This window comes from Streptomyces sp. GESEQ-35, from assembly GCF_017948485.1.
In the GTDB taxonomy this organism is placed as follows: Bacteria; Actinomycetota; Actinomycetes; order Streptomycetales; family Streptomycetaceae; genus Streptomyces.
On sequence record NZ_JAFFSX010000030.1, the window covers coordinates 49427 to 74361 of the forward strand.

Annotated in this window: 18 protein-coding genes; 13 read left to right on the plus strand and 5 right to left on the minus strand. The window is 71.7% G+C overall.

Annotated features, from left to right (window positions below; genetic code table 11):
• Positions 1 to 22 precede the first annotated feature (22 nt).
• From KCH87_RS40035 to KCH87_RS40045, 3 genes are all read right to left on the minus strand, one after another.
• Positions 23 to 1210, minus strand: a complete 1188-nt coding sequence (locus KCH87_RS40035; RefSeq protein WP_210592821.1) for a sulfotransferase — start codon at positions 1208 to 1210, stop codon at positions 23 to 25.
• Positions 1211 to 1297: 87 nt separating this feature from the next.
• Positions 1298 to 3349, minus strand: a complete 2052-nt coding sequence (locus tag KCH87_RS40040) for a glycoside hydrolase family 31 protein (RefSeq protein ID WP_210592822.1) — start codon at positions 3347 to 3349, stop codon at positions 1298 to 1300.
• A 63-nt stretch (positions 3350 to 3412) separates the two neighbouring features.
• On the minus strand, positions 3413 to 4426 hold the full coding sequence (locus KCH87_RS40045) for a LacI family DNA-binding transcriptional regulator (protein WP_210592823.1): 1014 nt from the start codon (positions 4424 to 4426) through the stop codon (positions 3413 to 3415).
• A gap of 209 nt (positions 4427 to 4635) precedes the next feature.
• Here KCH87_RS40045 and KCH87_RS50580 point away from each other — a divergent pair, with 209 nt between their 5' ends.
• From KCH87_RS50580 to KCH87_RS40070, 5 genes are all read left to right on the plus strand, one after another.
• A complete protein-coding gene (locus KCH87_RS50580; RefSeq protein WP_210592824.1) occupies positions 4636 to 6729 on the plus strand; it encodes a protein kinase in 2094 nt (697 codons plus the stop codon).
• Between the two features lie 60 nt (positions 6730 to 6789).
• Entirely contained in the window at positions 6790 to 8793 is a 2004-nt protein-coding gene (locus KCH87_RS50275; RefSeq protein WP_210592825.1) for a PQQ-binding-like beta-propeller repeat protein, read from the plus strand.
• Positions 8794 to 8798: 5 nt separating this feature from the next.
• Positions 8799 to 10973 (plus strand): protein kinase, encoded by a 2175-nt coding sequence (locus KCH87_RS40060; RefSeq protein ID WP_210592826.1) that lies wholly within the window; start codon positions 8799 to 8801, stop codon positions 10971 to 10973.
• 66 nt (positions 10974 to 11039) lie between these two features.
• On the plus strand, positions 11040 to 11849 hold the full coding sequence (locus tag KCH87_RS40065; protein WP_210592827.1) for an endo-1,4-beta-glucanase: 810 nt from the start codon (positions 11040 to 11042) through the stop codon (positions 11847 to 11849).
• Between the two features lie 119 nt (positions 11850 to 11968).
• The gene (locus KCH87_RS40070; protein ID WP_210592828.1) at positions 11969 to 13909 is read left to right on the plus strand and encodes an acyl-CoA dehydrogenase family protein; all 1941 of its coding nucleotides are present in this window, start codon (positions 11969 to 11971) and stop codon (positions 13907 to 13909) included.
• An 84-nt stretch (positions 13910 to 13993) separates the two neighbouring features.
• Here KCH87_RS40070 and KCH87_RS40075 read toward each other — a convergent pair whose 3' ends face one another.
• Positions 13994 to 14449, minus strand: coding sequence for a lamin tail domain-containing protein (locus tag KCH87_RS40075; protein WP_210592829.1), 456 nt, complete (start codon positions 14447 to 14449; stop codon positions 13994 to 13996).
• Positions 14450 to 14826: 377 nt separating this feature from the next.
• Between KCH87_RS40075 and dxr the strand changes: the two genes are divergently transcribed.
• The 6 genes from dxr (at position 14827) to KCH87_RS40105 (ending at position 22894) form a co-directional block, all read left to right on the plus strand.
• Positions 14827 to 16071 carry a 1-deoxy-D-xylulose-5-phosphate reductoisomerase gene (dxr, locus tag KCH87_RS40080; protein ID WP_210592904.1) on the plus strand — a complete coding sequence of 415 codons (1245 nt, stop codon included), beginning with the start codon at positions 14827 to 14829 and terminating at the stop codon, positions 16069 to 16071.
• A gap of 8 nt (positions 16072 to 16079) precedes the next feature.
• Positions 16080 to 17372 (plus strand): RIP metalloprotease, encoded by a 1293-nt coding sequence (locus KCH87_RS40085; protein ID WP_210592905.1) that lies wholly within the window; start codon positions 16080 to 16082, stop codon positions 17370 to 17372.
• A 201-nt stretch (positions 17373 to 17573) separates the two neighbouring features.
• On the plus strand, positions 17574 to 18731 hold the full coding sequence (gene ispG, locus KCH87_RS40090) for a flavodoxin-dependent (E)-4-hydroxy-3-methylbut-2-enyl-diphosphate synthase (RefSeq protein ID WP_210592830.1): 1158 nt from the start codon (positions 17574 to 17576) through the stop codon (positions 18729 to 18731).
• Positions 18732 to 19585: 854 nt separating this feature from the next.
• Positions 19586 to 20434, plus strand: a complete 849-nt coding sequence (locus tag KCH87_RS40095) for a GNAT family N-acetyltransferase (protein WP_210592831.1) — start codon at positions 19586 to 19588, stop codon at positions 20432 to 20434.
• Positions 20435 to 20551: 117 nt separating this feature from the next.
• Entirely contained in the window at positions 20552 to 21118 is a 567-nt protein-coding gene (locus KCH87_RS40100) for a GNAT family N-acetyltransferase (protein ID WP_210592832.1), read from the plus strand.
• 72 nt (positions 21119 to 21190) lie between these two features.
• Positions 21191 to 22894 carry a proline--tRNA ligase gene (locus KCH87_RS40105; protein WP_210592833.1) on the plus strand — a complete coding sequence of 568 codons (1704 nt, stop codon included), beginning with the start codon at positions 21191 to 21193 and terminating at the stop codon, positions 22892 to 22894.
• A gap of 64 nt (positions 22895 to 22958) precedes the next feature.
• Here the strand turns inward: KCH87_RS40105 and KCH87_RS40110 are convergent, their stop codons facing one another.
• Positions 22959 to 23348 carry a hypothetical protein gene (locus KCH87_RS40110; RefSeq protein WP_210592834.1) on the minus strand — a complete coding sequence of 130 codons (390 nt, stop codon included), beginning with the start codon at positions 23346 to 23348 and terminating at the stop codon, positions 22959 to 22961.
• A 15-nt stretch (positions 23349 to 23363) separates the two neighbouring features.
• On the opposite strand from KCH87_RS40110, the gene KCH87_RS40115 reads away from it, so the two are divergent.
• Positions 23364 to 24356: an FAD:protein FMN transferase gene (locus KCH87_RS40115; protein ID WP_210592835.1), complete on the plus strand. Its 993-nt coding sequence runs from the start codon at positions 23364 to 23366 to the stop codon at positions 24354 to 24356.
• Positions 24353 to 24934, plus strand: a complete 582-nt coding sequence (locus KCH87_RS40120) for a ferric reductase-like transmembrane domain-containing protein (RefSeq protein WP_210592836.1) — start codon at positions 24353 to 24355, stop codon at positions 24932 to 24934. The genes KCH87_RS40115 and KCH87_RS40120 overlap by 4 nt, the downstream gene beginning before the upstream one ends.
• The last annotated feature ends 1 nt before the right edge of the window (position 24935 follow it).

Consider the following 24935-nt stretch of genomic DNA (forward strand, 5'->3'; position numbering starts at 1 on the left):
GGGCCGGGGCCGGTCCGTGCCGTCAGGTGCGGTCGACCTCGGCCCGCAGCGCGTTGTAGCCGGTGAAGGCGGACTCGATGTCGGCGTGGGTCAGGCCGTAGCGGGACAGGTCGTACCGGTGGGGGCGGCTGCCCTTGAGGCGGGTGGCGACCTCGGGGAGCCGGGCGGCGTCGGCGTCGGTCCAGCGGGCGCCGACCGCGTCGTAGAGCTTCGGGGCGCCGGTGGCAGGGTCGGAGCCGAGCCAGGAGTACGGCACGTCCACCAGCGCCTCGCGGGGGATGTCGGCACGGGCCGCGAGCCCGCGGTGCACGGAGCGGCTCAGCAGGTCCAGCCAGGTGGCGCCGAGGGTGTGCAGGTCGACGTTGCGACGTGCGAGGGCCATCCCGCACTCGACCAGGCTACAGAACGAGGCGACGGCGGTCGCCGGGTCGCGATGGGTCCACACGAGTGTGGCGTCGGGGAACACGTCGAGCAGCGCGTCGAGATTCCCGGTGTGCATGGGGGACTTGAGGATCCAGCGGCGGCGCGGGCGGCCGTACTGGAGCACCTGGAAGCACTGCTTGAGGTGGCGGTAGTCGGGGACGAAGTCCCGCTCGAACTGCCAGGCGTGGTACTCCGGCAGGTGGGCCTGGGACAGCGGCACCAGGGCGTGCGGCAGGAGGAACGTGCACTCCTCGGGGCCCTCGGCGGTCATGAGGTGGATGTCGCGGAAGCGCGGGCTGAGCAGGAAGACGCCGTCGACCGTCCGGCGCGCGGACGTGATCGCCTTCTGCCGCTCGCGGGGCGACGGTTCCAGGCCCGGGGCCAGCAGCTCCCACAGCCGGGGGCAGCGGTGCTCGCCGGAGAGGGACAGCACGCTGTGGGTGAGCGTGGTGGCGGTGCGCGGGAGACCCACCACGAACACCGGCTTCTCGACGGTCTCCTGCTCGATGGCGGGGTGCTCGGCGATCAGCCGCCGGATCCTGGCCCGGTTGGTGAGATGCCTGCGGACGTGGGCCTGCCCGGACTGCCACCCGACCGGCGACAGCTCCTCGTCGGCCGCCCACTCCCGCAGCAGCAGCCGGAAGCCGTCGGTGAACCACTCGTCCCCGTCCGCCTGCCCTGCCTTGCCGGCGATTCGGTCGAAGACCCGGTCCGGGTCGCGCCGGGAACCGAACGCGGGCCGCAGCAGCAGATTGGCCAGCGTCAGAGGGAGGGGAGCGGAGGACACGAGGCGGGGTTCCTTTCTCCGGTACCTGACGGCACGATCACCGAACAAGTGTGCAAGACAAGGAAGTTGGCGAGACCACCGGCCCTCCTATTCGGCTATCGGGAGGCTCACCCCGTCCCGCAGGAACAGCGGGATGCGGTCCAGCGGGGCGTCGACCGTGACCGCCGCACCGCCCTCGTACGTCGCACCCGTCCACGCGTCCGTCCAGGTGGCGCCCGCCGGGAGGTACGCCGTGCGGGCCGTGGCGCCCGCCGTGAGCACCGGGGCGACAAGGAGGTCCCGGCCGAACAGGTAGGAGTCGTCCACCGACCAGGCCGCCTGGTCCTCGGGGAACTCCAGGAACAGCGGGCGCATGGTCGGCAGTCCCTCCTCGTGGGCCTCGCGCATGACCTGAAGGACGTACGGCTTCAGGCGCTCGCGCAGCCGCAGGTACCGCTCCAGGATCGCGCCGGCCTCCTCGCCGTAGGACCAGACCTCGTTCGGGCCGCCGGTCATGTCGGGTCCCAGCGGCATGCCCGGGTCGCGGAAGCCGTGCAGTCGCATCAGCGGGGACAGCGCGCCGAACTGGAACCAGCGGACCATGACTTCCCGGTACGCGGGATCGGTCGGGTCGCCGCCGTGGAAGCCGCCGATGTCCGTGTTCCACCAAGGGATGCCGGAGAGCGCCGTGTTGAGGCCCGCGGCGATCTGGCGGCGCAGGGTCGGGAAGTCGGTGCCGATGTCGCCGGACCACAGGGCGGCGCCGTAGCGCTGGCTGCCCGCCCAGGCCGAGCGGTTGAGGGTGACGATCTCGGACTCGCCCTCCGCGAGCAGACCCTCGTGGAAGGCGCGGGAGTTCTCGGCCGGGTACATGTTCCCGACCTCCAGGCCCGGGCCCGCCCAGTAGCGCAGGTTCTCCTGGAAGCCCGGCTTCAGCTCCGGCTCGCAGGCGTCCAGCCAGAAGGCCGTGATGCCGTACGGATCCAGGTAGTTCGCCTTCACCTTCGACCACATGAACTCACGCGCGTCGGGGTTCGTGGCGTCGTAGAAGGAGACCTGGACGGTCGACGCGACGTCCTTGTCGGGCCAGTCGGCGTGGGCCATCGGGCCGTACTGGGTGCCGATGAAGTAGCCGCGCTGCTCCATGACCGGGTGGTTCTCGCTCAGCGGGGACACCGACGGCCAGACCGACACGACGAGCTTGATGCCCAGCTCCGCCAGCTCCCGCACCATTGCCGCCGGGTCGGGCCACTCCTTCGGGTCGAACTTCCACTCGCCCAGGTGGGTCCAGTGGAAGAAGTCGCAGACGATGGCGGAGATGGGCAGCCCCCGGCGCTTGTACTCCCTTGCCACCGCCAGGAGTTCGTCCTGTGTGCGGTAGCGCAGCTTGCACTGCCAGAAGCCCGCCGCCCACTCCGGCAGCATCGGGGTGCGGCCGGTCACCGCGCTGTAGCGGCGCTGGGCGTCGGCCGGGTCGCCCGCGGTGATCCAGTAGTCGATCTGGCGGGCCGAGTCGGCCACCCAGCGGGTGCCGTTGCCCGCCAGCTCGACGCGGCCGATCGCCGGGTTGTTCCACAGCAGGGTGTAGCCGCGGCTGGAGGTCAGCACCGGGATGCCGACCTCGGCGTTGCGCTGGACCAGATCCAGGACCAGGCCCTTCTGGTCGAGGCGTCCGTGCTGGTGCTGGCCGAGGCCGAACAGTTTCTCGCCCTCGTAGGCGGCGAAGCGCTGCTCCAGGCGGTGGTGGCCGTTGCCGACGGCCGTGTAGAGGCGAGGTCCTGGCCACCAGAAGTGGGCGCGTTCCTCGGCGAGGATCTCGGAGAGGTCGTCCGTCCGCAGGAACCGGATCATCCCCTCCGCGTCGACCTCGACGGTCAGCGCCCCGACCGTCAACCGGCCTTCGCCGTCCCCGATCTTGACCGTGGCCTCGGTCACCGGCGCCTCGTCGAGCAGCGCGCCCGGCAGTCCGTCGAGGACCGGACCGCCGAGCCGGGCGCGGACCCGCACCGCGTCCGGGCCCCAGGGCTCGATGCGGACGGTCTCCTGGCGGCCGCTCCACTCCAGCGCACCGCCCCGCTCGCGGAACGTGCCGACGGTGGGGGACGACTGCGCGAGGCTGACCGCGCCGGTCGGGGTCGGGTTTTCGGCAGGCTGAGACACGAGGCGTACTCCTCAGGACATGGGGGAGCCCCGGTGGGGGCCGACACGTGGAAGGGGCAGGGGTCAGGACGCGGCCGGGGCCGGGCCCGTGCTCGCCCGTACCGTCAACTCGGGTGCGATCAGCAGGACTTCATCGGTTCCGCGCCCGTCGAGCTTGGCGACCAGGTGCGCCACGGCGTGCCGGCCCATCTCCTGGGCGGGGATGGCGACCGACGTGAGCCGCACCGAGGCCTGGACGGCGACCTGGTCGGGGCAGATCGCGACCACCGACACGTCCTCGGGGATGGCGCGGCCCTGCTGGCGGAGGAGAGCGAGGAGCGGTTCGACCGCCGACTCGTTCTGTACGACGAACCCCGTGGTGCCGGGGCGCTCGTCGAGGATGCGGGCGAGGGTCACGGTCATCGCGTCGTACCCGCCGTCGCAGGGCCGGTGCAGCAGTCGTACGCCCAACTCCTGGGCGCGGCCGCGCAGTCCGTCGAGGGTCCGTTCGGCGAAGCCGGTGTGCCGCTCGTAGACCGCGGGCGCCTCGCCGATGACAGCGATGTCGCGGTGCCCCAGCATCGCCAGGTGCTCCACGCACAGCGCGCCCGTCGCTCTGAAGTCCAGGTCGACACAGGTCAGTCCGGTGGTGTCGGCGGGCAGCCCGATCAGCACGGACGGCTGGTCGGTACCGCGCAGCAACGGCAGCCGCTCGTCGTCGAGTTCGACGTCCATCAGGATCATCGCGTCGGCGAGCCCGCTGCCGGTGACGCGGCGGACGGCGTCCGGGCCCTCCTCGCCGGTGAGCAGCAGCACGTCGTACCCGTGCGTACGGGCCGTGGTGGCCACCGCGATGGCGATCTCCATCATCACCGGCACATACATGTCGGTGCGCAGCGGGATCATCAGCGCGATGATGTTCGACCTGCTGCTGGCCAGGGCGCGTGCCCCCGCGTTCGGGTGGTAGCCGAGCTGCTGGATGCTCTGCTCGACCCGCTGCCGGGTGCCCGTCGAGATGGACCGCTTGCCACTGAGGACATAGCTCACCGTGCTCGCCGAGACTCCGGCGTGCTGGGCGACCTCGGCGAGGGTGACCATCCAGCTCTCCAAGTTTTGTGAAGCGCTTCGACAGTGCGCACTGCGAATACGGGCGGGTGAGGGTGGTTCGACAGTAGCTCCACCGGGAGTGGGTGTCCATAGGTTGTCGAAGCGCTTCGACTCGGACTTGCGGAAAGGGGCGGCGACTGGGCTGGTTCGTGCCTGGTGGGCCTTCCCGGGGTGCGGGTTCCTGCCTACCATGACCGGCCGTGGGGGGCCATGGAACGGGGACGGAGGAGCCCGTCCGGCGGATCGGGCCGTACCGGATCGTCGCGCCGCTCGGCGAGGGCGGGATGGGCGCCGTCCACCTGGGACGGGACCGGCGCGGGCGACCGGCGGCCGTGAAGGTGCTGCGCGCCGAACTGGCGCAGGACGCGGAGATGGTGCGGCGCTTCCGGCGCGAGGCGGACGCGGCCTCGGCCGTGCGCGGGCCGGGGGTGGCGCAGGTCCTGGGGTACGACCTCGACGGGCCCGTGCCGTGGATCGCCGCCGCCTATCTCGCGGGGCCGACGCTCCAGGAAGCGGTGGCGGCATGCGGGCCGTTCGCCGAGGACGCGGCGCGGGCACTGGTGGCCGAGCTCGCCCGGACCGTCGCCGTGATCCACGACGCCGGACTCGTCCACCGCGACCTCAAGCCGTCCAACATCGTCCTCACCGGTTCCGGCGCGCGGATCATCGACTTCGGCATCGCCCGCCCCGAGTACGGTCTCACCCTCACCCAGCCCGGCGTGGCCCCCGCGACCCCCGGCTACGCACCCCCGGAGCAGATCACCAGCCGCCGTGCCGGACCGCCGGCCGACGTGTTCGCCCTGGGCGCGGTGCTCGCCTTCGCCTGCACAGGGGAAGGGCCCTTCGGCTCGGGGCACCCGGCGGCGGTGGGCTACCGCGTCGTCCACGAGGAACCCCCGCTGGACGGAGTGCCCGAGGCGCTGCTGCCGGTGGTGCGGGCGTGTCTACAGAAGGAGCCGACGCGGCGGCCGACGCCCGGGGTGGTGGCGGGCTGGGTGGCCCGGACGGAAGGTTCGTCGGCCGGCCCTGCCTGGCTCACCGCCCCCCTCACCACCGAGATCACCCGCCGGGCCGAGGAAGCCGACCGCCTCCTCCGTGCGGCCGCTCCTTCCCGCCGGCGCGTGCTGACCGCAGCCGCCGCCGTCCCGGTCGCCGGGATCGCGACCGGTGCCTGGTGGCTCACCCGCGACCCGGCCACCCCGGCCGAAGACCCTCGCACCGAGAACGGCGTCCCCGTGGCCACCCCCCTCACCGCACCCACCGCCGACACCGTCCCCGCCCCCCTCTGGCGCATCGAAGGCCTCCACCCGGACGGCCCCGGCCCGGTCACCGTCGGCCCGGTCGTCGCCGCGGGCACGGCCGACGGAGTCGCCGCCTGGACCCAGCACACCGGCCGAGGGGCCTGGACCTGGACGGGCCGGACGGCACCCGACCGGCACGGCGACCTCCTCGTCAGCGGCACCGCCATCCTCGTCGTCACCGCCGACGGCCGCCTCGCCGCCCTCGACTCCCGTACCGGCGCCCCGCGTTGGCAGACCGGCGACATCGGCGCCGTACAGACACTCGCCGTCGACGACGGGTCGGCGTACGTCCTCGACGGCGAACGGCGCGTGAAAGCCGTGGGCCTGACCGGCCACCGGTCACGCTGGACCTCGCCCCGCCCGGTCGGCGGCACCGGTACCGCCCGCGCGGCCGTGACCCGGCAGCGGCTCATGGTCAGCACCGACGACGGCACCGCCCAGGTCTTCGACACCCGTGACGGATCGGCGAGTTGGCGCTGGACCGTCGGCAAACCGGTCCTGTGGAACGACGGACAGGCCGGTGCCCCCGCCCCCGCCGTGCACGGCGGCGCCTTCTGCGTCGGCGGCGACTCGCTCGCCCTCCTCGACGCGCACAGCCGCCGGGTGCGCTGGTCGCACGAGCCGGAGTCCGGCTGGTACGGCGCCCCGACCGTGGCCGACGGGCGGGTGTACGCCGGACTGCCCACCGACCTGTGGTGCAGGGACGCCGGCACGGGGGACGCCGAGTGGACCGCACCCGTGACGTACAGCGGCATACCGATGCGGTCCGACGTCGTCGTCGGTCACGCGCTGTACGGGCTGATGGGCAGTCCGGCTGATTCCACGGACGGCACGGGCGCGGACGAGGGCGTGTTCACCGTCGACATCCGCTCCGGCCGGCTGCTGTGGACCTTCGACGACCAGGCAGAGCAGCCCGGTTGGCGGCTCGCGGGCGCCGCCGGACGGGTCTTCGTCGCCCGCGGCACGACCCTGCGCGCCATGCCGACGCTGTGAAACGGCCGACCCCGGCGCGAGCGTCGTACTGCACGCCGTGGAGCGCGATGGGGGGATCGCATGGAGGAGCTGCGCGCCGACGACCTGCGTCTGCTGGGACCGTACGTCCTGCTGGCCGCCCTGACACCGGCGGGCGGCGAGCCACGTCTGCTGGCCCGGCGGTCCGCGGGGGACGGCCTCGCCGAGATCACGCTCGTCCGCGGGGAGGGGGTACGGGCATCGGCGGCCGCCCTGCGCGCCGCCGCCGGACCGGGGTTCCCGGAGCTGCTGGAGGACGGCAGCGCGGCCCGGCCGCCCTGGCTGGCCTGGCGGTTCGTGCCCGCGCTCACGCTCGCCGAGGCCGGCGCCCTGATGTACGGCGGGCTGCCCCGCGCGACCCTGCGCGCCCTCGGCGCACGCCTCGCGGTGCCGCTGGCCCGGCTGCACGCGCACGGCACCACGCACGGGGCTCTCACCCCCGACGCCGTGCTCGTCGCCCCCGACGGCCCCCGCCTGGTACGCCCCCGAGGCACCGGCACCCCGCAGGACGACATCGCCGCCCTCGGCGCCGTCCTCACCCACGCCGGCGCGGGCCGCGCCCCCGACGATCCGCTGCTGCGCCGCTGCTCCCACGAGGACCCCGAACAGCGGCCCACGGCACGCGAGTTGGCGCAGGAGCTGGCGGACGCCCCGTTCGAGCTGCCCGCCCGGCTCGTCGGCGCCCTCGCCCGCGAGGCCGACCGCGCGCTGGCCCTGGAGTCCGCCACCGACGCACCTCCGCCCGCCCGCGCCGCCCGTACCACCCGCCGTACGCTGCTCACCGCCGGCGGAGCCGGGCTGCTGCTCGGCGCTGGCGGGGTGGCCGGATGGGTGGCCGGGCGGGGCGGCACCGACGCGTTGACCTCACCGGCCGCGTCGACCCGTCGGACGACACCTCGGGCGACGGCCGTACGCGGCACCGCTCCCGCCGTGCTGTGGCGGTACGACGCCCAGGACCCGCGCCTGACCGAGCGCAACCGCTCGCTGGCCCACTCCTCCGGCCGGGTGCACCTCCTGGAGTACCCCGAGCTGACCACGCTGAGCCTGGCCGACGGGCGGCCGGTGTGGCGGACCGGCGGGCTGGGGCCGCGGGACTCGCTGGAGTCCGCCGAGCCCGGCACGCTGATCCTCCACCGCGAGGACCGATTCCAGGCCGTCTCCGCCGAGGACGGCTCCCAGCTGTGGACGGAGCCGATCGACCTGCGCGGCCTCACCTTCGGCCAGTTCATCGGCTACGAGCGGAAGTACGGCCTCCTGCACTACAGCGCCACCGGCTCCGAGGACTCCGTCCCGGGCGCCACCGGGCGGACGTATCTCATCTCCTTCGACGTGCGCCGCCGCACCGAGGCCTGGCGGCTGCCGGTGCCCGCGGACAAGGCCGGGGAGTTCCTGCCCGTCTTCGACGAGAAGGACGCCCTGCACGTGCTGTACGCGGCCGACGGCGTCCTCAACCTCGTCGAGGTCGACCGGCGCACGGGCAGGGCGGGCCGTCCCTTCCGGCACACCTGGCGGCCCGCCGACCGGAAGGTGGGGGTCGGCTCGGTCGACCCCTGGCAGATCTACACGTTCGGCGCGGGCCGCATCGAGGCGGCGCCCCTCCGTGAGAACAAGCCCCTGTGGCGGCTCGACCTCAGCTCCGACCCCGTCGCCGGCGAACCCCCGGCCGTCAGCACACCGAGCCTGGCGAAGGTCCCCGGCCTGGGCACCGTCCTGTTCACCAGCGACACCACCCGCACGGTGTACGCGATCGACCCGGTCCGCGGCCGCGAACTGTGGCGCCGCACCCTGCTCCCCGACCCGCCCTCACCCGGCATCCTGGACGGGCCGCTCGCGCCGGGCCTGTCCATGCCCACCTCGGCGCGCACGCTGCTGGCGTTCGGCCGCGGCGCCGGAGTGATCGCCCTCGACCCGCGTACCGGCGCCGTGAAGTGGACCTTCCAGTCCAACCAGTCGGCCTCCTCGCTCTACCACGCCTACATCGTGGACGACCTGGACCTGGCCCTGATCGCCAACGGCCCCTCCGTCTTCGCCTTCCCGGCCGGGTGACCGCGATGCCGCTGCACCCTCTCTCCGACGACGACCCCCAACTCATCGGCGGCCACCGTCTGTTGGCCCGGCTCGGCTCCGGCGGCATGGGCACCGTCTACCTGGCCCGCACCCAGGCCGGCCGCACGGTCGCCCTCAAGGCCGCGCACCCCGCACTCGCCGCCGACCCGGAGTTCGTGACGCGGTTCCGCCGGGAGACCGAGACCGTGCGGGCGCTCGGCGAACTGCCGCACACCCCGCCCTTCGTGGGCGCCGGCACGGACGACGACGGACGGCCCTGGCTGGCGACCGCCTATGTGGTGGGCCCCTCACTCGCCGAGGCCATCAGCGCGCACGGCCCCTGGCCCGAGGCGTCCGTACGGTCCCTGGGCGCCCGGCTCGCCACCGGACTCGCCGCGCTGCACCGGGCGGGCGTGGTCCACCGCGACCTCAAGCCGTCCAACATCCTGCTCATGCCCGCGGGTCCGCTCCTCGTCGACTTCGGCATCGCGCACGTAGCCTCCGAGCACTTCACAGACACCGGTGCCGAGCCCGGCACCCCCGCCTACATGGCCCCCGAACAGCTCACGCCCGACGGCAGGGCGGGCCCGCCCTGCGACGTCTTCGCCCTCGCCTGTGTGCTGACGTACACCGCGTGCGGCCTTCCGCCCTTCGGCGAGGGCGCCCCCGGCGAGGTGCTCTACCGCGTCACCCACCAGGAGCCCGAACTCACCGCCGTACCGGACGAGTTACGGCCGCTGCTCGCCGACTGTCTCGCCAAGGAACCCGAACGGCGGCCCACGGCAGCTGACGTGGCCGGGCGGGCGGGCGGCACGGGCTGGTTCGGGGACCGGCTGCCCGGCGCCGTCCTCGCCGACATCGCCGCCCGCACCGCACGGATCGGCGACGCCCCGCCACCCCGCACACGCCCGCCCCAGCCCCGCCCCACCCGCCGCAGGCTGCTCACCGGCGTCGCCGCCGTGGCCCTCGCGGGAGCGGGCGGCGCCGTCTGGGCGACCCGGCCGGAAGAGGATCGGCGTACGAGCGCCCGGCCTCTGCCGTCCCCCTCCAAGTCGCGGAACACCGGCGGTGCGCCCAGCGAACGCTGGGAGTACCGGGGCGACTTCTCCGTGAACCGGGGCGTCGGCGAGCGGGCCGCGCTCATCGGCGGCACCGTCCTCGTCCCGGCGGGCGACCACGTCACCTACGGCATCGACGCCCGCCGGGGCACCCTGCGCTGGACGGCCGAGCGCCTCGCCAGCGCCTGCCTCACCGCCTGCGGCACGGCGGCCGTCATCCGCAGCGTGGTCCGCCGCGGACGGCTGGCCGGAGTCGAGGCCGCCGACGGCCGCGTCTGGTACTCGGCCCCGCTCGGCGTCAGCTTCGACCTCTACAACGACCCGGTGTTCACGACCGACGGCCGGACCGTCTACGCCATCGGCCACGAGCCCGGCGGTACCTTCGGCGACGACCGCGCGAAGCTCGACCGCCACCTCCTCGCCTACGACGTCACCGACCGCCGCCTGCGCTGGCGCCGCAGTCTGCCGCCCAGCCCCGCAGAACGTGCGGTCGGGGCGGTCGCCGACGGTGTGCTGGTCTTCCTGGAGAACGACGCCGTCACCGGCTACCGCGCCGACACCGGCGCCCCGCTGTGGCGCCGCGCGCTGTCCACCACCGCCCTGAAGCCCGACCCGACCGACGCCATGACCGACCGCACGGTCACCGCCGGGAACGGCATCGCGTTCGTCGCCGGACGCGGCTGCCTCTGCCTCGACCTGCGCACCGGCCGCACCCGCTGGAGCCTCGACCCCGAGAACACCGGGACGGAGATCGCGGGCGACATCCTCTACGGCGGGGCGACGATCGACGGCACGACGATCTATCTGACCCTCGTCGGCCAGGACCTGATGGCCGTCCGCAGCGACCGCCGCAAGCCCCTGTGGGACTGGGAGCGCCCCGGCACCATCGGCTTCGGCGCCGCACCGCCCCCACTGCTCGCGGGCGGCTACGTCTTCCCCCAGACGGCCGTCAACCTCACCTCCCCCGTGGAGGACGCCGTCGCGGTCGACCTGCGCACCCACCGCACGGCGTGGACGCTGAAGTCCATCGACGGCGCGGCCACCGAGCCCCAACTCCTCGCCGACGACCGGACGCTGTACGTCCTGCGCGGCGACCGCCTGAGGGCCTACCCGCTGACCTGACGGCAACCTTCCCCCGACCGGCGGCCACTGGAAGGACGTACCCGATCCGCCCCCGGAAGGACCCCCATGCAGCACCGCCGCCCCCGCCTGTCCAAGCAGGCGAAGGCCCTCACCGCCACCGCGGTCGCCCTCGCGGCCGCCGCCGGTGTGACCGTCGCCCAGGCGGGCGAGGAGAGCAAGAAGTGCACGGCCTTCGACACGATCACGCTCGGCAAGTACTACGTCAACAACAACCTCTGGAACCAGGAGAAGGCCACCGGCAGCCAGTGCGTCTGGGACAACTCACAGTCGGGCTCGACGATCTCCTGGGGGACCGACTACAGCTGGGCCAACAGCGCCACTGGCAAGGACTACGACGTGAAGACGTACGCCGGCAGCGTCCTCGGCTGGCACTGGGGCTGGAAGGTCGACAAGGCGACCACCGGACTGCCGATCCGGGTCGGTGACCGTAAGCCGGTGAAGACGACCTGGGACTTCTCCGTCAGCTCGAACCCCGGCACGATGAACGTCGCCTACGACCTGTGGCTGCACACCAAGAACACCGCCGACTGGCAGGACCAGCCCACCGACGAGGTCATGATCTGGCTCAACCGACAGGGCGGCGCGGGCCCGCTGGGCACCAGATACGGCAGCGTCAGCCTGGGCGGTGCCATGTGGGACATCTACCAGGGCGACATCGGGTGGAAGGTGTACTCCTTCGTCCGCCGCACCAACACCACCAGGGCCACCCTCAACCTGGACGACTTCACCCAGGCCCTGGTCCGGCGCGGGCTGCTGAGCAATGACAAGTACGTCTCCGGCATCGAGGCGGGCACCGAGGTCTTCAAGGGAACCGGCCGGCTGGACACCAAGGCGTACTCGGTGAACATCGGCTGATCGGGGAGCGGGGCCGCGCGAGGGGTGGTGGGGTCGTCCCGTATCGGGTAGTAACGATCCAGTAGCACCAGTCAGTAACGTGCGGCCCCAAGATCCCTATTCGCGGCGAGGTGAGCCTCATGTCCGCAGCACCGTCCTCTTCTTCGCGCCCTTCCGTCACGGAGCGCGAAGCACGCCAGGTGGCCGAGGCCGCCCGGGACCAGGACTGGCGCAAGCCCAGCTTCGCCAAGGAACTGTTCCTGGGCCGCTTCCGGCTCGACCTGGTCCACCCGCATCCCACCCCGCCCACCGAGGACGTGCAGCGCGGTGAGGAGTTCCTGGCCAAGCTGCGCGACTTCTGCGAGACCAAGGTGGACGCGGCCCGGATCGAGCGCGAGGCCAAGATCCCCGACGAGGTCATCAACGGGCTCAAGGAGCTCGGCGCCCTCGGCATGAAGATCGACACCAAGTACGGCGGGCTCGGCCTCACCCAGGTGTACTACAACAAGGCGCTGGCCCTGGCGGGCTCGGCCTGCCCGGCGATCGGCGTGCTGCTGTCGGCGCATCAGTCGATCGGCGTACCGCAGCCGCTGAAACTGTTCGGGACGACCGAGCAGAAGGAACAGTTCCTGCCGCGCTGCGCCCGCACCGACATCAGCGCCTTCCTCCTCACCGAGCCGGACGTCGGCTCCGACCCCGCGCGGCTCGCCACATCGGCGGTACCCGACGGGGACGACTACGTCCTCGACGGGGTCAAGCTGTGGACCACCAACGGCGTGGTCGCCGACCTGCTGGTCGTGATGGCCCGGGTGCCGAAGAGCGAGGGCCACAAGGGCGGCATCACGGCCTTCGTCGTGGAGACCAACTCGCCCGGCGTCACGGTCGAGAACCGCAACGCCTTCATGGGCCTGCGCGGCATCGAGAACGGCGTCACCCGCTTCCACCAGGTCCGGGTACCCGCCGCCCACCGCATCGGCCCCGAGGGCGCCGGCCTGAAGATCGCCCTCACGACGTTGAACACCGGCCGTCTCTCGCTCCCCGCGTCCTGCGTGGCCGCCGGCAAATGGTGTCTGAAGATCGCCCGCGAGTGGACGGCCGCCCGCGAGCAGTGGGGCAAGCCGATCGCGCAGCACGAGGCGGTCGGGGCGAAGATCAGCTTCATCGCGGCGACGACCTTCGCCATGGAGGCGGTACTGGACCTGTCCTCGCAGATGGCCGACGAGGACCGCAACGACATCCGCATCGAAGGCGCGCTGGCCAAGCTGTTCGCCTCCGAGCAGGCCTGGCTCGTCGCCGACGAACTGGTCCAGATCCGCGGTGGCCGCGGCTTCGAGACGGCGGAGTCCCTCGCCGCCCGCGGCGAACGCGCGGTCCCCGCCGAGCAGGTCCTGCGCGACCTGCGCATCAACCGCATCTTCGAGGGCTCCACCGAGATCATGCACCTGCTGATCGCCCGCGAGGCCGTCGACGCCCACCTGTCCGTCGCCGGCGACCTGATCGACCCGGACAAGTCCCTCCAGGACAAGGCGAAGGCAGCCGGGAACGCCGGTGTCTTCTACGCCAAGTGGCTGCCCAAGCTGGTCGCCGGGCAAGGCCAACTCCCGTGTGCATACGGCGAGTTCAACAACGCCGTCGACCTCTCCCCGCACCTGCGGTACATCGAACGCACCGCCCGCAAGCTGGCCCGCTCCACCTTCTACGCGATGTCCCGCTGGCAGGGCCGGATGGAGACCAAGCAGGGCTTCCTGGGCCGGATCGTCGACATCGGGGCGGAGCTGTTCGCGATGAGCGCGGTCTGCGTCCGGGCCGAACTCCTGCGCAGCCAGGGCGAGAACGGCCGCGAGGCCTACCAACTCGCCGACGTCTTCTGCCGTCAGTCCCGCATCCGCATCGACGAACTCTTCGGCCGCCTGTGGACCAACACCGACGACCTGGACCGCAAGGTCGTCAAGGGCGTCCTCGGCGGCGCCTACACCTGGCTGGAGGAAGGCATCGTCGACCCGTCGGGCGAGGGCCCGTGGATCGCGGACGCAACCCCCGGGCCCTCGGAGAAGGAGAACCTGCATCGCCCTATCGGGTAGGGCCCGCGCCCCATAGGGGCGCGGGGAACTGCGCGACCAGCCACGACGGACCCGCAGATGACACGCGGCCCTTCAGCGGAGCGCCTAGCACCATTTGTCGCTCGGGTTCGCCGTCGTCCAGGAGCAGGCGTCGACCTTGGTGCCGCTCGCTCTGGTCAGCGTCGCGGTGTCACTGGTGTTGTTCCAGACGTACCAGCCGCGGTCCTGGTACTTGTTCGCCGTGGTGTCCGAGCCCTTGCCCGTGCGCACCTTCATCGTCTTGCCCTTCCCGATCTTTACGTTCGGGAAGACGTAGCGGTGGTTGGCCTTGTCCTTCAGGACCCAGCCCTTCAGCGAGATCGCCGCACCACTGGTGTTCTTGATCTCCACCCACTCGCCGTTGAGGCTGGTGTTGGAGCCGTTGTCCGAGCCCGGGCTGTCGAACCAGACGTGGCGGATGACCACGCCCCCGGCGGCCTGGGCCGGAGTGCTGAGAACGGAGCCGGTGAGAGCCATGGCGCCCGCGAGTGCGGGCACGACGAAGGCGGCGCGTATGCGCATGGAGAAATCCCCCCTGGATGTCTTCCGGTGATCGGTCGACCGCCGACCACGCCAGAAGATTTATCACACGACCTTCACGCAAGCTTCACAAAGGAGGAAGTCGCCTCAATCACCGCCAACAACTGATAAGGCACCCTCCCGAGGGACGCCCTGTCCTTCCTGTCAGTGGTTGCCGCCACAATGGGGGAATGAGCGACAGCCCAGCCCCCCCAGGGCGCGGATCGGAAGCCCCGTCTGCCCCGCGGCGCCATGCACGCACTCTCGCCGCACCGGGCCCTGACCCAAGTACATCCAGTACGAGGGACAGGGCCCGGCACGCCGAGAGCACGCACCTGGCGTCGCAGGGCCCGCCCTCCGGGCGGACGACGGGGCTTCCGATCCGCGCCCTGGCCGACCCACACCTCGTCTACGACCCGGTGTCGGGCGACGGTCCGAAGGACGTGGTCATCCTCGGCTCCACCGGGTCGATCGGCACCCAGGCCATCGACCTCGTGCTGCGCAATCCGGACCGGTTCCGGGTCACCGGACTCTCTGCCGCCGGCGGACGGGTCGCCCTCCTCGCCGAGCAGGCGCACCGGCTGCGCGTCCGCACGGTCGCGGTCGCCCGCGAGGACGTCGTGCCGGCGCTGCGCGAGGCCCTTGCCGCCGAGTACGGCGCGGGGGAGCCGCTCCCTGAGATCCTCGCCGGACCGGAGGCGGCCACCCGGCTCGCCGCCGCCGACTGCCACACCGTGCTGAACGGCATCACCGGCTCGATCGGCCTCGCCCCGACCCTCGCCGCCCTGGAGGCGGGCCACACCCTGGCGCTCGCCAACAAGGAGTCGCTCATCGTGGGCGGCCCGCTGGTCAAGGCGGTCGCCAAGCCCGGCCAGATCATCCCGGTCGACTCCGAGCACGCGGCACTGTTCCAGGCGCTGGCGGCCGGAACGCGGGCCGACGTACGGAAGCTGGTCGTCACGGCGTCCGGCGGACCCTTCCGCGGCCGTACGAAGGCCGACCTGGCCCAGGTGACCGTCGAGGACGCCCTCGCGCACCCCACCTGGGCGATGGGCCCGGTGATCACGATCAACTCCGCGACCCTGGTCAACAAAGGGCTGGAGGTCATCGAGGCACACTTGCTGTACGACATTCCCTTCGACCGCATTGAGGTGGTCGTGCATCCCCAGTCGTATGTCCACTCGATGGTTGAGTTCACGGACGGATCGACGATCGCCCAGGCGACGCCCCCCGACATGCGCGGGCCGATCGCCATCGGGCTGGGCTGGCCCGAGCGCGTCCCGGACGCGGCGCCCGCCTTCGACTGGAGCAAGGCGTCGACATGGGAGTTCTTCCCGCTCGACAACGACGCGTTTCCGTCGGTGAGTCTGGCGAGACACGTGGGGCAGCTCGCGGGCACGGCCCCGGCGGTGTTCAATGCCGCCAACGAGGAGTGCGTGGAGGCCTTCCGGGCCGGCGCGCTGCCGTTCAACGGGATCATGGAGACCGTGACGCGAGTGGTGGACGAGCACGGCACCCCGCGCACGGGAACCTCGCTCACCGTCGCGGACGTCCTCGAAGCGGAGGCCTGGGCGCGGACCCGGGCGAGGGAACTGGCGGCACAGACGGCGGAGGCCCGTGCATGACGACCTTGATGTTCATCCTCGGCATAGTGCTCTTCGCGCTCGGCCTCCTGGTCTCGATCGCATGGCACGAGCTGGGGCACCTGTCCACGGCCAAGCTCTTCGGCATCCGCGTGCCGCAGTACATGGTCGGCTTCGGCCCGACGATCTTCTCGCGGAAGAAGGGCGACACCGAGTACGGCGTCAAGGCCATCCCGTTCGGCGGCTACATCCGCATGATCGGCATGTTCCCGCCCGGCCCCGACGGCCGCCTCGAGGCCCGCTCCACCTCACCGTGGCGCGGCATGATCGAGGACGCCCGCTCGGCGGCCTTCGAGGAACTGCGGCCCGGTGACGAGTCCCGCCTCTTCTACACGCGCAAGCCGTGGAAGCGGGTCATCGTGATGTTCGCGGGCCCGTTCATGAACCTAATCCTGGCGGTGGCGCTGTTCCTCACCGTCCTGATGGGCTTCGGCATCTCGCAGCAGACCACCACCGTCAGCTCCGTCTCCCAGTGCGTCATCGCCCAGACCGAGAACCGCGACAACTGCGAGAAGTCCGACCCCGCCTCCCCGGCCGCGGCCGCGGGCCTGAAGGCGGGCGACGAGATCGTCTCCTTCGGCGGGGTGCGCACCGACGACTGGAACAAGCTGTCCGACCTCATCCGCGCCAACCCCGGCAAGGACGTCCCGATCGTCGTGGACCGTGACGGCGCGGAAGTCACCCTGCACGCGAAGATCGTCGCCAACCAGGTCGCCAAGAAGGACTCCAGCGGCCAGATCGTCCAGGGCGAGTTCGTCTCGGCGGGCTTCCTCGGCTTCAGCGCCGCCACCGGCATCGTCAAACAGGACTTCGGCTCCTCCGTGACCTGGATGGGAGAGCGGGTCGGCGACGCCGTCGACTCCCTCGCCGCCATCCCCAGCAAGGTCCCCGCCCTGTGGGACGCGGCCTTCGGCGACGGTGAGCGCGAGGCGGACTCACCGATGGGCGTGGTGGGCGCGGCCCGGGTGGGCGGCGAGATCTTCACCCTGGACATCCCGCCGACGCAGCAACTGGCGATGGCGTTGATGCTGGTGGCAGGCTTCAACCTCTCCCTGTTCCTCTTCAACATGCTCCCGCTGCTGCCGCTGGACGGCGGCCATATCGCGGGCGCCCTGTGGGAGTCCCTGCGCCGCAACCTGGCGAAGGTGCTGCGCCGCCCGGACCCGGGCCCGTTCGACGTGGCGAAGCTGATGCCGGTGGCCTACGTGGTGGCCGGAGTCTTCATCTGCTTCACCCTGCTCGTCCTGGTCGCGGATGTGGTTAACCCGGTGAGAATCTCCTAGCCATACGGAGTTTGTGGCGGCCTGGCATGCTGTGTTCTCTGGGGGGCCACCCCCCAGACCCCCCGGCGTGCCAGGCCGCTCTCCATTGAGTGGGTTTACGGGCGCGATGTGCCCGGGCGTTGGCAGGTGCCGTAATCTCGAAGCCTGGAGCCCGTCCTTCCGGGAACCGGACTTGATCCACGACTTGGGGTTGCACAGCAGATGACTGCGATTTCTCTCGGCATGCCGTCCGTTCCGACCAAGCTCGCCGAGCGTCGCCACAGCCGCCAGATCCAGGTCGGCTCCGTGGCCGTCGGCGGAGACGCCCCCGTGTCGGTCCAGTCGATGACCACGACCCGTACGTCCGACATCGGCTCCACCCTCCAGCAGATCGCCGAGCTCACCGCCTCCGGCTGCCAGATCGTCCGCGTGGCCTGCCCCACCCAGGACGACGCCGACGCCCTCGCCACCATCGCGCGCAAGTCGCAGATCCCGGTGATCGCGGACATCCACTTCCAGCCGAAGTACGTCTTCGCCGCCATCGAGGCGGGCTGCGCCGCGGTCCGCGTCAACCCCGGCAACATCAAGCAGTTCGACGACAAGGTCAAGGAGATCGCCAAGGCGGCGAAGGACCACGGCACCCCGATCCGCATCGGCGTGAACGCGGGCTCGCTGGACCGGCGGCTGCTCCAGAAGTACGGCAAGGCGACCCCCGAGGCCCTGGTGGAGAGCGCCCTGTGGGAAGCCTCCCTCTTCGAGGAGCACGGCTTCCGGGACATCAAGATCTCCGTCAAGCACAACGACCCGGTCGTGATGATCGAGGCATACCGTCAGCTCGCCGCCCAGAGCGACTACCCGCTCCACCTCGGCGTCACGGAGGCGGGCCCCGCGTTCCAGGGCACGATCAAGTCGGCGGTGGCGTTCGGAGCGCTTCTCTCCGAGGGCATCGGCGACACGATCCGAGTGTCCCTGAGTGCGCCCCCCGCGGAGGAGGTCAAGGTCGGCATCCAGATCCTGGAGTCGCTGAACCTCAAGGAGCGCGGCCTGGAGATCGTCTCCTGCCCGTCCTGCGGCCGCGCCCAGGTCGACGTGTACAAGCTCGCCGAAGAGGTCACCGCAGGCCTGACCGGCATGGAGGTCCCGCTCCGCGTCGCCGTCATGGGCTGCGTGGTGAACGGCCCCGGCGAGGCCCGCGAGGCCGACCTCGGCGTCGCCTCCGGCAACGGCAAGGGCCAGATCTTCGTCAAGGGCGAGGTCATCAAGACGGTCCCGGAATCCAAGATCGTCGAAACCCTCATCGAGGAGGCCATGAAGCTGGCCGAACAGATGGAGGCAGCCGGAATCGAGTCCGGCGAGCCATCGATCTCGGTGGCGGGCTGAGAAAGCCCCCCAGACCCCGACCAGGAACGTCAGGCTCGGGCTCATCTCTCGGCACCGGTCGGCTATCTCCCGGCGGTCCGGCGTCCGAGGACGGGCATGGCCCTGTCGGCGTGTACCACTCGGCCGGTCCGGTGCCCGAGGACGGGAACGGCCGTCCAGAGCCCCCTACCCACGGGTTGGGGGCGCGCCTCTCGGCGTCGGCCTGTGCAACTCAACGCACCGGCGTCTGAGGACGAGAACGGCCATCCCGAGTACCCGCCCACCCGTTGGGGGCTCACCTCTCAATGCCGGTCGGGTTTTTTCGGCCCGTCCGGTGTCTGAGGACGGGAGCAGCCGTCCCGAGCCCCCACCCACCCGCTGGGGGCGCGCCTCTCGACGTCGGTCTGTACAACTCGGCCCGTCCGGCGTCTGAGGGCGGGAGCAGCCGTCCCGAGCCCCCGCCCACCCGTTGGGGCGCGCCTCTCGACGTCGGTCTGCACAACTCGGCCCGTCCGGCGTCTGAGGGCGGGAGCAGCCGTCCCGAGCCCCCACCCACCCTCTGGGGCTCACCTCTCAGTGCCGGTCCGTGCAATCCGGCCCGTCCGGTGTCCGAGGACGAGAGCAGCCGTCCCCAGCCCCCACCCACCCGCTGGGGCTCACCTCTCAGTGCCGGTCCGCGCAATCCAGCCCGTCCGGCGTTTGAGGACGAGGCCGTTCAGGCCGAAAGCGGGGGTCTGGGGGCGGCAGCCCTCAGGGACGGTCAGCTAAACCTGCGGCCACCGAGGAACGGGCGGCCACCTCCACGGGGGCGGCGCCGCTCAGCTTCCGCAGGTACAGTGCGGAGATCAGCAGACCTTAGGGTGAGGCCCCCGCACGTGTTGACCCAGACCACCTCCCGGGTTCTCGAACCGAGCGACCTGGACGCCGCGCTCGCCGTTCTCGGCCGCGAGCCGGTCGCGAACGCCTTCGTGGCATCCCGGGTGCAGATCGCGGGCCTCGACCCGTGGCGGCTCGGCGGCGAGATGTGGGGCTGGTACGAGGACGGCATGCTGACGTCACTCTGCTACGCGGGCGCCAACCTCGTCCCGATCTGCGCCACCCCGAGGGCCGTACGGGCCTTCGCGGACCGGGCGAGAAGAGCCGGCCGCCGCTGCTCCTCCATCGTCGGCCCCGCCGAGGCCACCGCACAGCTGTGGCGCCTGCTCGAACCGAGCTGGGGCCCGGCCCGCGAAGTCCGTTCCCACCAGCCCCTCATGGTCACCGACCACCTCCCCGCCGACATCGCCCCGGATCCGTACGTCCGCCGCATCCGCAAGGACGAGATGGAGACGATCATGCCGGCGTGCGTGGCGATGTTCACCGAAGAGGTCGGCATCTCACCCATGGCCGGCGACGGCGGCCTCCTCTACCAGGCCCGGGTCGCCGAACTCGTAGGCTCCGGCCGTTCCTTCGCCCGCCTCGACCCCGACGGCAAGGTCCTCTTCAAGGCGGAGATCGGCGCCGCCACGGACCGTGCCTGCCAGATCCAGGGCGTATGGGTGGCTCCCGAGTACCGGGGGAGGGGTGTCGCGGCCCCGGGCATGGCCGCGGTCCTGCGCTACGCGCTCGCGGACGTGGCCCCGGTGGTCAGCCTGTACGTGAACGACTTCAACACCGCGGCGAGAAGGACGTACCGGCGGGTGGGTTTCACAGAGGTCGGCGCTTTCATGAGTGTCCTGTTCTGAACGCGCCCAATGGGCGCGGGGCTGTTATCGACGTGCGGCTCCGCCGCGTGGGCGTGCTCAGCCCCCACAAACCTGCACGTGACCAACGACCCGACCCCCCCCTGTAGTCTCCCCGACATGCTGCGTTTTCCCGGTCACGGCCCCCGCCACCCCGAAGACATCGTGATCGGCCCCCTGGACCTCGCCGCACGGGTGGACGAAGCGCTGGCCGTCCAAGCACTCGCCTTCGGACTCGGCTCGGACGAGGTCGCCGTACGCCGCCAGATCGTCCTGCGCCACATGACGTTCCCCGGGGCAGGAGCACTCGGCGCCACGACCGGAGGCCGCCTCATCGGGTTCGTCTACGGCATGCCCAACGACCGTACCCACTGGTGGTCCACGGTCGTAGAGCCCTACCTCCGCGCCCAGGGGCACGACGACTGGCTCGAGAACTCCTTCGTGATCACCGAGCTGCACGTCCACCCGCGCTACCAGAACCGCGGCATCGGCCGTTCCCTGATCACCACGATCACGGACAGCGTCGACGAACCCCGCTCGATCCTCTCCGCGATCGACACCGACAGCCCCGCTCGCGGCCTCTACCACTCCCTCGGCTACCAGGACCTGGCCCGCCAGGTCCTGTTCCCGAGCGCTCCGAAGCCGTACGCCGTGATGGGCGCCCCCTTGCCGCTCCGGCGCCGCTAACCGATTTCCACCGTCCCGTACCCCCCGGCTAACCTCCTGCCATCACCCTTACGCAGCAGGAGTACGAGACACATGGCGAACGCACCGGTCCAACGCATGTCCCAGTTGATGGCGAAGACGCTGCGTGACGACCCGGCGGACGCCGAGGTCCTCAGCCACAAGCTGCTCGTCCGCGCCGGCTACGTCCGCCGCACCGCCGCCGGCATCTGGTCCTGGCTGCCCCTCGGCAAGAAGGTCCTCGCCAACGTCGAGCGCGTCGTCCGCGAGGAGATGGACGCGATCGGCGCCCAGGAGGTACTGCTTCCCGCGCTGCTGCCGCGTGAGCCGTACGACGCGACGGGCCGCTGGGACGAGTACGGCCCCGAACTCTTCCGCCTCCAGGACCGCAAGGGCGGCGACTACCTCCTCGGCCCGACCCACGAGGAGATCTTCACCCTGCTGGTGAAGGACCAGGCGTCCTCCTACAAGGACCTGCCGGTGATCCTCTACCAGATCCAGCACAAGTACCGTGACGAGGCCCGCCCCCGCGCCGGCATCCTGCGCGGCCGTGAGTTCCTGATGAAGGACTCCTACTCCTTCGACACGGAGGACGAGGGCCTGGCCCAGTCGTACGCCCTGCACCGCCAGGCGTACCAGAAGGTCTTCGAGCGTCTCGGCCTCGACTACCGCATCTGCGCCGCCACCGCGGGCGCGATGGGCGGCTCGAAGTCGGAGGAGTTCCTCGCCCCCGCCGAGGCCGGCGAGGACACCTTCGCTGACTGCCCGAACTGCGACTTCGCGGCCAACACCGAGGCGATCACGTACGAGCTGAAGCCGGTGGACGCCGCAGGCGTGCCCGCCCTCGAAGAGATCCCCACCCCGGACACCCCGACCATCGAGACCCTCGCCGCCTCCCTCGGCGTCCCGGCCTCCGCGACCCTGAAGAACCTGCTCGTGAAGGTCGACGGCGAGATCGTCGCCGTCGGCGTGCCCGGTGACCGCGAGGTCGACATGGGCAAGGTCGAGGCGCACTTCGCCCCGGCCGTCGTCGAGATGGTCACCGAGGCGGACTTCGCCGGCCGCCCCGACCTGGTCCGCGGCTACGTCGGCCCGCAGGGCCTGGGCGAGAAGGTGAAGTACCTCGCCGACCCGCGCGTGGCCCCCGGCACGTCCTGGATCACGGGTGCCAACAAGGAGGGCATGCACGCGAAGAACGTGGTCGCGGGCCGTGACTTCGAGGTCGGCGAGTACGTGGACGTCGTGGTCGTCCAGGAGGGCGACCCCTGCCCGAAGTGCGGCACCGGCCTCAAGCTCGACCGCGCCATCGAGATCGGCCACATCTTCCAGCTGGGCCGCAAGTACGCCGACGCCCTCAAGCTCGACGTCCTCGGTCGGCACGGCAAGCCCGTCCGCGTCACCATGGGCTCGTACGGCATCGGCGTCTCCCGCGCCGTCGCGGCCCTCGCCGAGCAGACCGCCGACGACAAGGGCCTGTGCTGGCCGCAGGAGGTCGCCCCCGCCGACGTGCACGTGGTCGCCGCGGGCAAGGCCCTCCAGACCGAACTGGCCCTCGACGTCTCCCAGAAGCTGGCGGCAGCCGGTCTGCGCGTCCTGGTCGACGACCGGGCGGGTGTGTCCCCGGGCGTGAAGTTCACGGACTCCGAGCTGATCGGCGTACCGCAGATCCTGGTCGCGGGCCGCCGCTCCGCCGAGGGCGTCCTCGAACTCAAGGACCGGAGGACCGGCGAGCGCGAGGAGCTGACGGTCGACGAGGCGATCGCCCGCCTGAGCGCGTAGCGGGAACGCAGCGAAGGAACGTAAAGGAACCCCTCAGAAAGTTCTCCGGGGGCCTATAGGAGCCTCACAGACTTCTCTCAGGCCGTTCCTCGACCGTATGACGTGACACAGCGTCACTACGGAGGGGAACGGTCATGACGGTCAGGGAGAGGCGAGCCACCGCCGCGGTCCGCAGAGGCACGCGACGCGTGGCGGCGGCGACCGCCGCGGTGACACTGGCGGCGGCAGCCGGAGTGTTCGCACTCATCGGCACGATGCAGGCGGACACCGCCGACACGACGGCGAGCGACAGCACGGGGTCGAGCAGCTCCAGCAGCGCCACGAGCGGCGGTACGGACACGTCGTCCAGCGCTACGGACTCCTCGACGTCGGACAGCTCCACGGACTCCTCCACGTCGAGCAGTTCCTCGTCCTCCGGCCTGACCTCCGGCAGCGGTGACTCCGCCGACTCCACCTCGGGGGCGTCGTGATGAGCACACCCCTGCGTACGACCGCCGCCGCCGACTGGCATGCCCTCGGCACCAGCGTCCGGCTGGTCGTCACCGACCCGGCGCTGCTGGACTCCTGCAACCTGCTGCTGGCCCGCCATCTGGCCGAGGTGGACACGGCGTGCAGCCGCTTCCGCACGGACTCCGAACTCTCCGCCCTCGACGACGCGGCAGGCCGCCCCGTCCGGGTCAGCCCGCTGCTCGCGGAGGCCCTCTCCGTGGCGCTGCACGCGGCCGAGGCGACGGACGGTGCGGTCGACCCGACGGTCGGTTCGGCGCTGGAAACGATCGGCTACGACCGCGACTTCACCCTTGTCCGGGAGGACGACCGTCCGGTCCGCCTGACCGTCAGGCGGGCTCCCGGCTGGCGCCGGCTGAACCTGGACCGCGAGACCGGCACGGTCACCGTCCCGCCCGGTGTCCGCCTGGACCTGGGGGCCACGGCCAAGGCCTGGGCCGCCGACCGGGCCGCCAAGACGCTGGCCCGGGCCGCGGACTGCGGCGTGCTGGTGAGCCTGGGCGGTGACACGGCCGTCGCGGGCGAACCCCCGGCGGGCGGCTGGCAGATCCGCGTCCAGGACATCACGGGCCGGGTCGAGGAAACGCCCGCGCAGGGCTCGTACACCACCGTCGGCCTGCACAGCGGAGGCCTGGCCACCTCCGGCACGACGGCCCGCACCTGGCGCCGCGGCGGACACGCCCTCCACCACATCATCGACCCACGCACCTGCCTGCCCGTCCGCACACCTTGGCGCACGGTCACGGTCGCCGCGGAGACCTGCGCCGACGCCAACGCGGCGAGCACCGCGGCGCTGGTGAAGGGCGCGGGCGCGGAGCGGTGGCTGACGAGGCAGGGACTGCCGGCGCGCCTGGTGAGCCAGGAGGGCCTGATCGTCACAACGCCGGGCTGGCCGACCAACCCAGGGGCGCGGGGAACTGCGCGACCAGCCCCCACCGGGGGGATAGCCGCATGACCTCCGAAACCCTCTGGTACGCAAACCGAGCCACCGGTGCCGTCTGCCTGGTCCTGTTCACCGTCGTCGTCCTGCTCGGCATCGCCGTACGCCTGCGCGCAAGGATTCCCGGCCTGCCCAGATTCGGCACGGTCACCCTCCACCGCACTCTCTCCCTCTCCGCCCTCGTCTTCCTGGCTCTCCACATCTCCACCGCGGCAGTCGACGGCTACGTCAACATCACGGCCGCTGACGTCCTCGTCCCCTTCGTCTCCGACTACCAGCCCCTGTGGCTCGGCCTCGGCACGGTCGCCCTCGACCTGATGCTCGCGGTCCTGGTCACCAGCCTGCTGAGGGAACGCATAGGGCACCGTGTCTGGCGCGGAGCGCACTGGCTGGCGTACGCCTCCTGGCCGTTCGCCCTGATCCACGGCATCGGCATCGGCACGGACACCGGCACCGACTGGATGACCTGGCTCACCGTCTCCTGCGTGGCCGCGATGGTCCTCGCCGTCGGGACCCGCGTGGCGCACTCCGCCCGCGCCGCCCGCCGCACCCCCGCCGCCCTCCTCCGCACGGCCGAAGGAGCCCGACCGTGAC

Bases quoted from the DNA above. Each gene is read 5' to 3' on its own strand.
- KCH87_RS40045 (WP_210592823.1), bottom strand. From the start codon at position 4,426: ATGGTCACCCTCGCCGAGGTCGCCCAGCACGCCGGAGTCTCGGCGAGC.
- KCH87_RS50275 (WP_210592825.1), top strand. From the start codon at position 6,790: ATGGAGGAGCTGCGCGCCGACGACCTGCGTCTGCTGGGACCGTACGTC.
- KCH87_RS40060 (WP_210592826.1), top strand. From the start codon at position 8,799: ATGCCGCTGCACCCTCTCTCCGACGACGACCCCCAACTCATCGGCGGC.
- KCH87_RS40065 (WP_210592827.1), top strand. From the start codon at position 11,040: ATGCAGCACCGCCGCCCCCGCCTGTCCAAGCAGGCGAAGGCCCTCACC.
- KCH87_RS40070 (WP_210592828.1), top strand. From the start codon at position 11,969: ATGTCCGCAGCACCGTCCTCTTCTTCGCGCCCTTCCGTCACGGAGCGC.
- KCH87_RS40075 (WP_210592829.1), bottom strand. From the start codon at position 14,449: ATGCGCATACGCGCCGCCTTCGTCGTGCCCGCACTCGCGGGCGCCATG.
- KCH87_RS40085 (WP_210592905.1), top strand. From the start codon at position 16,080: ATGTTCATCCTCGGCATAGTGCTCTTCGCGCTCGGCCTCCTGGTCTCG.
- ispG (WP_210592830.1), top strand. From the start codon at position 17,574: ATGACTGCGATTTCTCTCGGCATGCCGTCCGTTCCGACCAAGCTCGCC.
- KCH87_RS40100 (WP_210592832.1), top strand. From the start codon at position 20,552: ATGCTGCGTTTTCCCGGTCACGGCCCCCGCCACCCCGAAGACATCGTG.
- KCH87_RS40105 (WP_210592833.1), top strand. From the start codon at position 21,191: ATGGCGAACGCACCGGTCCAACGCATGTCCCAGTTGATGGCGAAGACG.
- KCH87_RS40115 (WP_210592835.1), top strand. From the start codon at position 23,364: ATGAGCACACCCCTGCGTACGACCGCCGCCGCCGACTGGCATGCCCTC.
- KCH87_RS40120 (WP_210592836.1), top strand. From the start codon at position 24,353: ATGACCTCCGAAACCCTCTGGTACGCAAACCGAGCCACCGGTGCCGTC.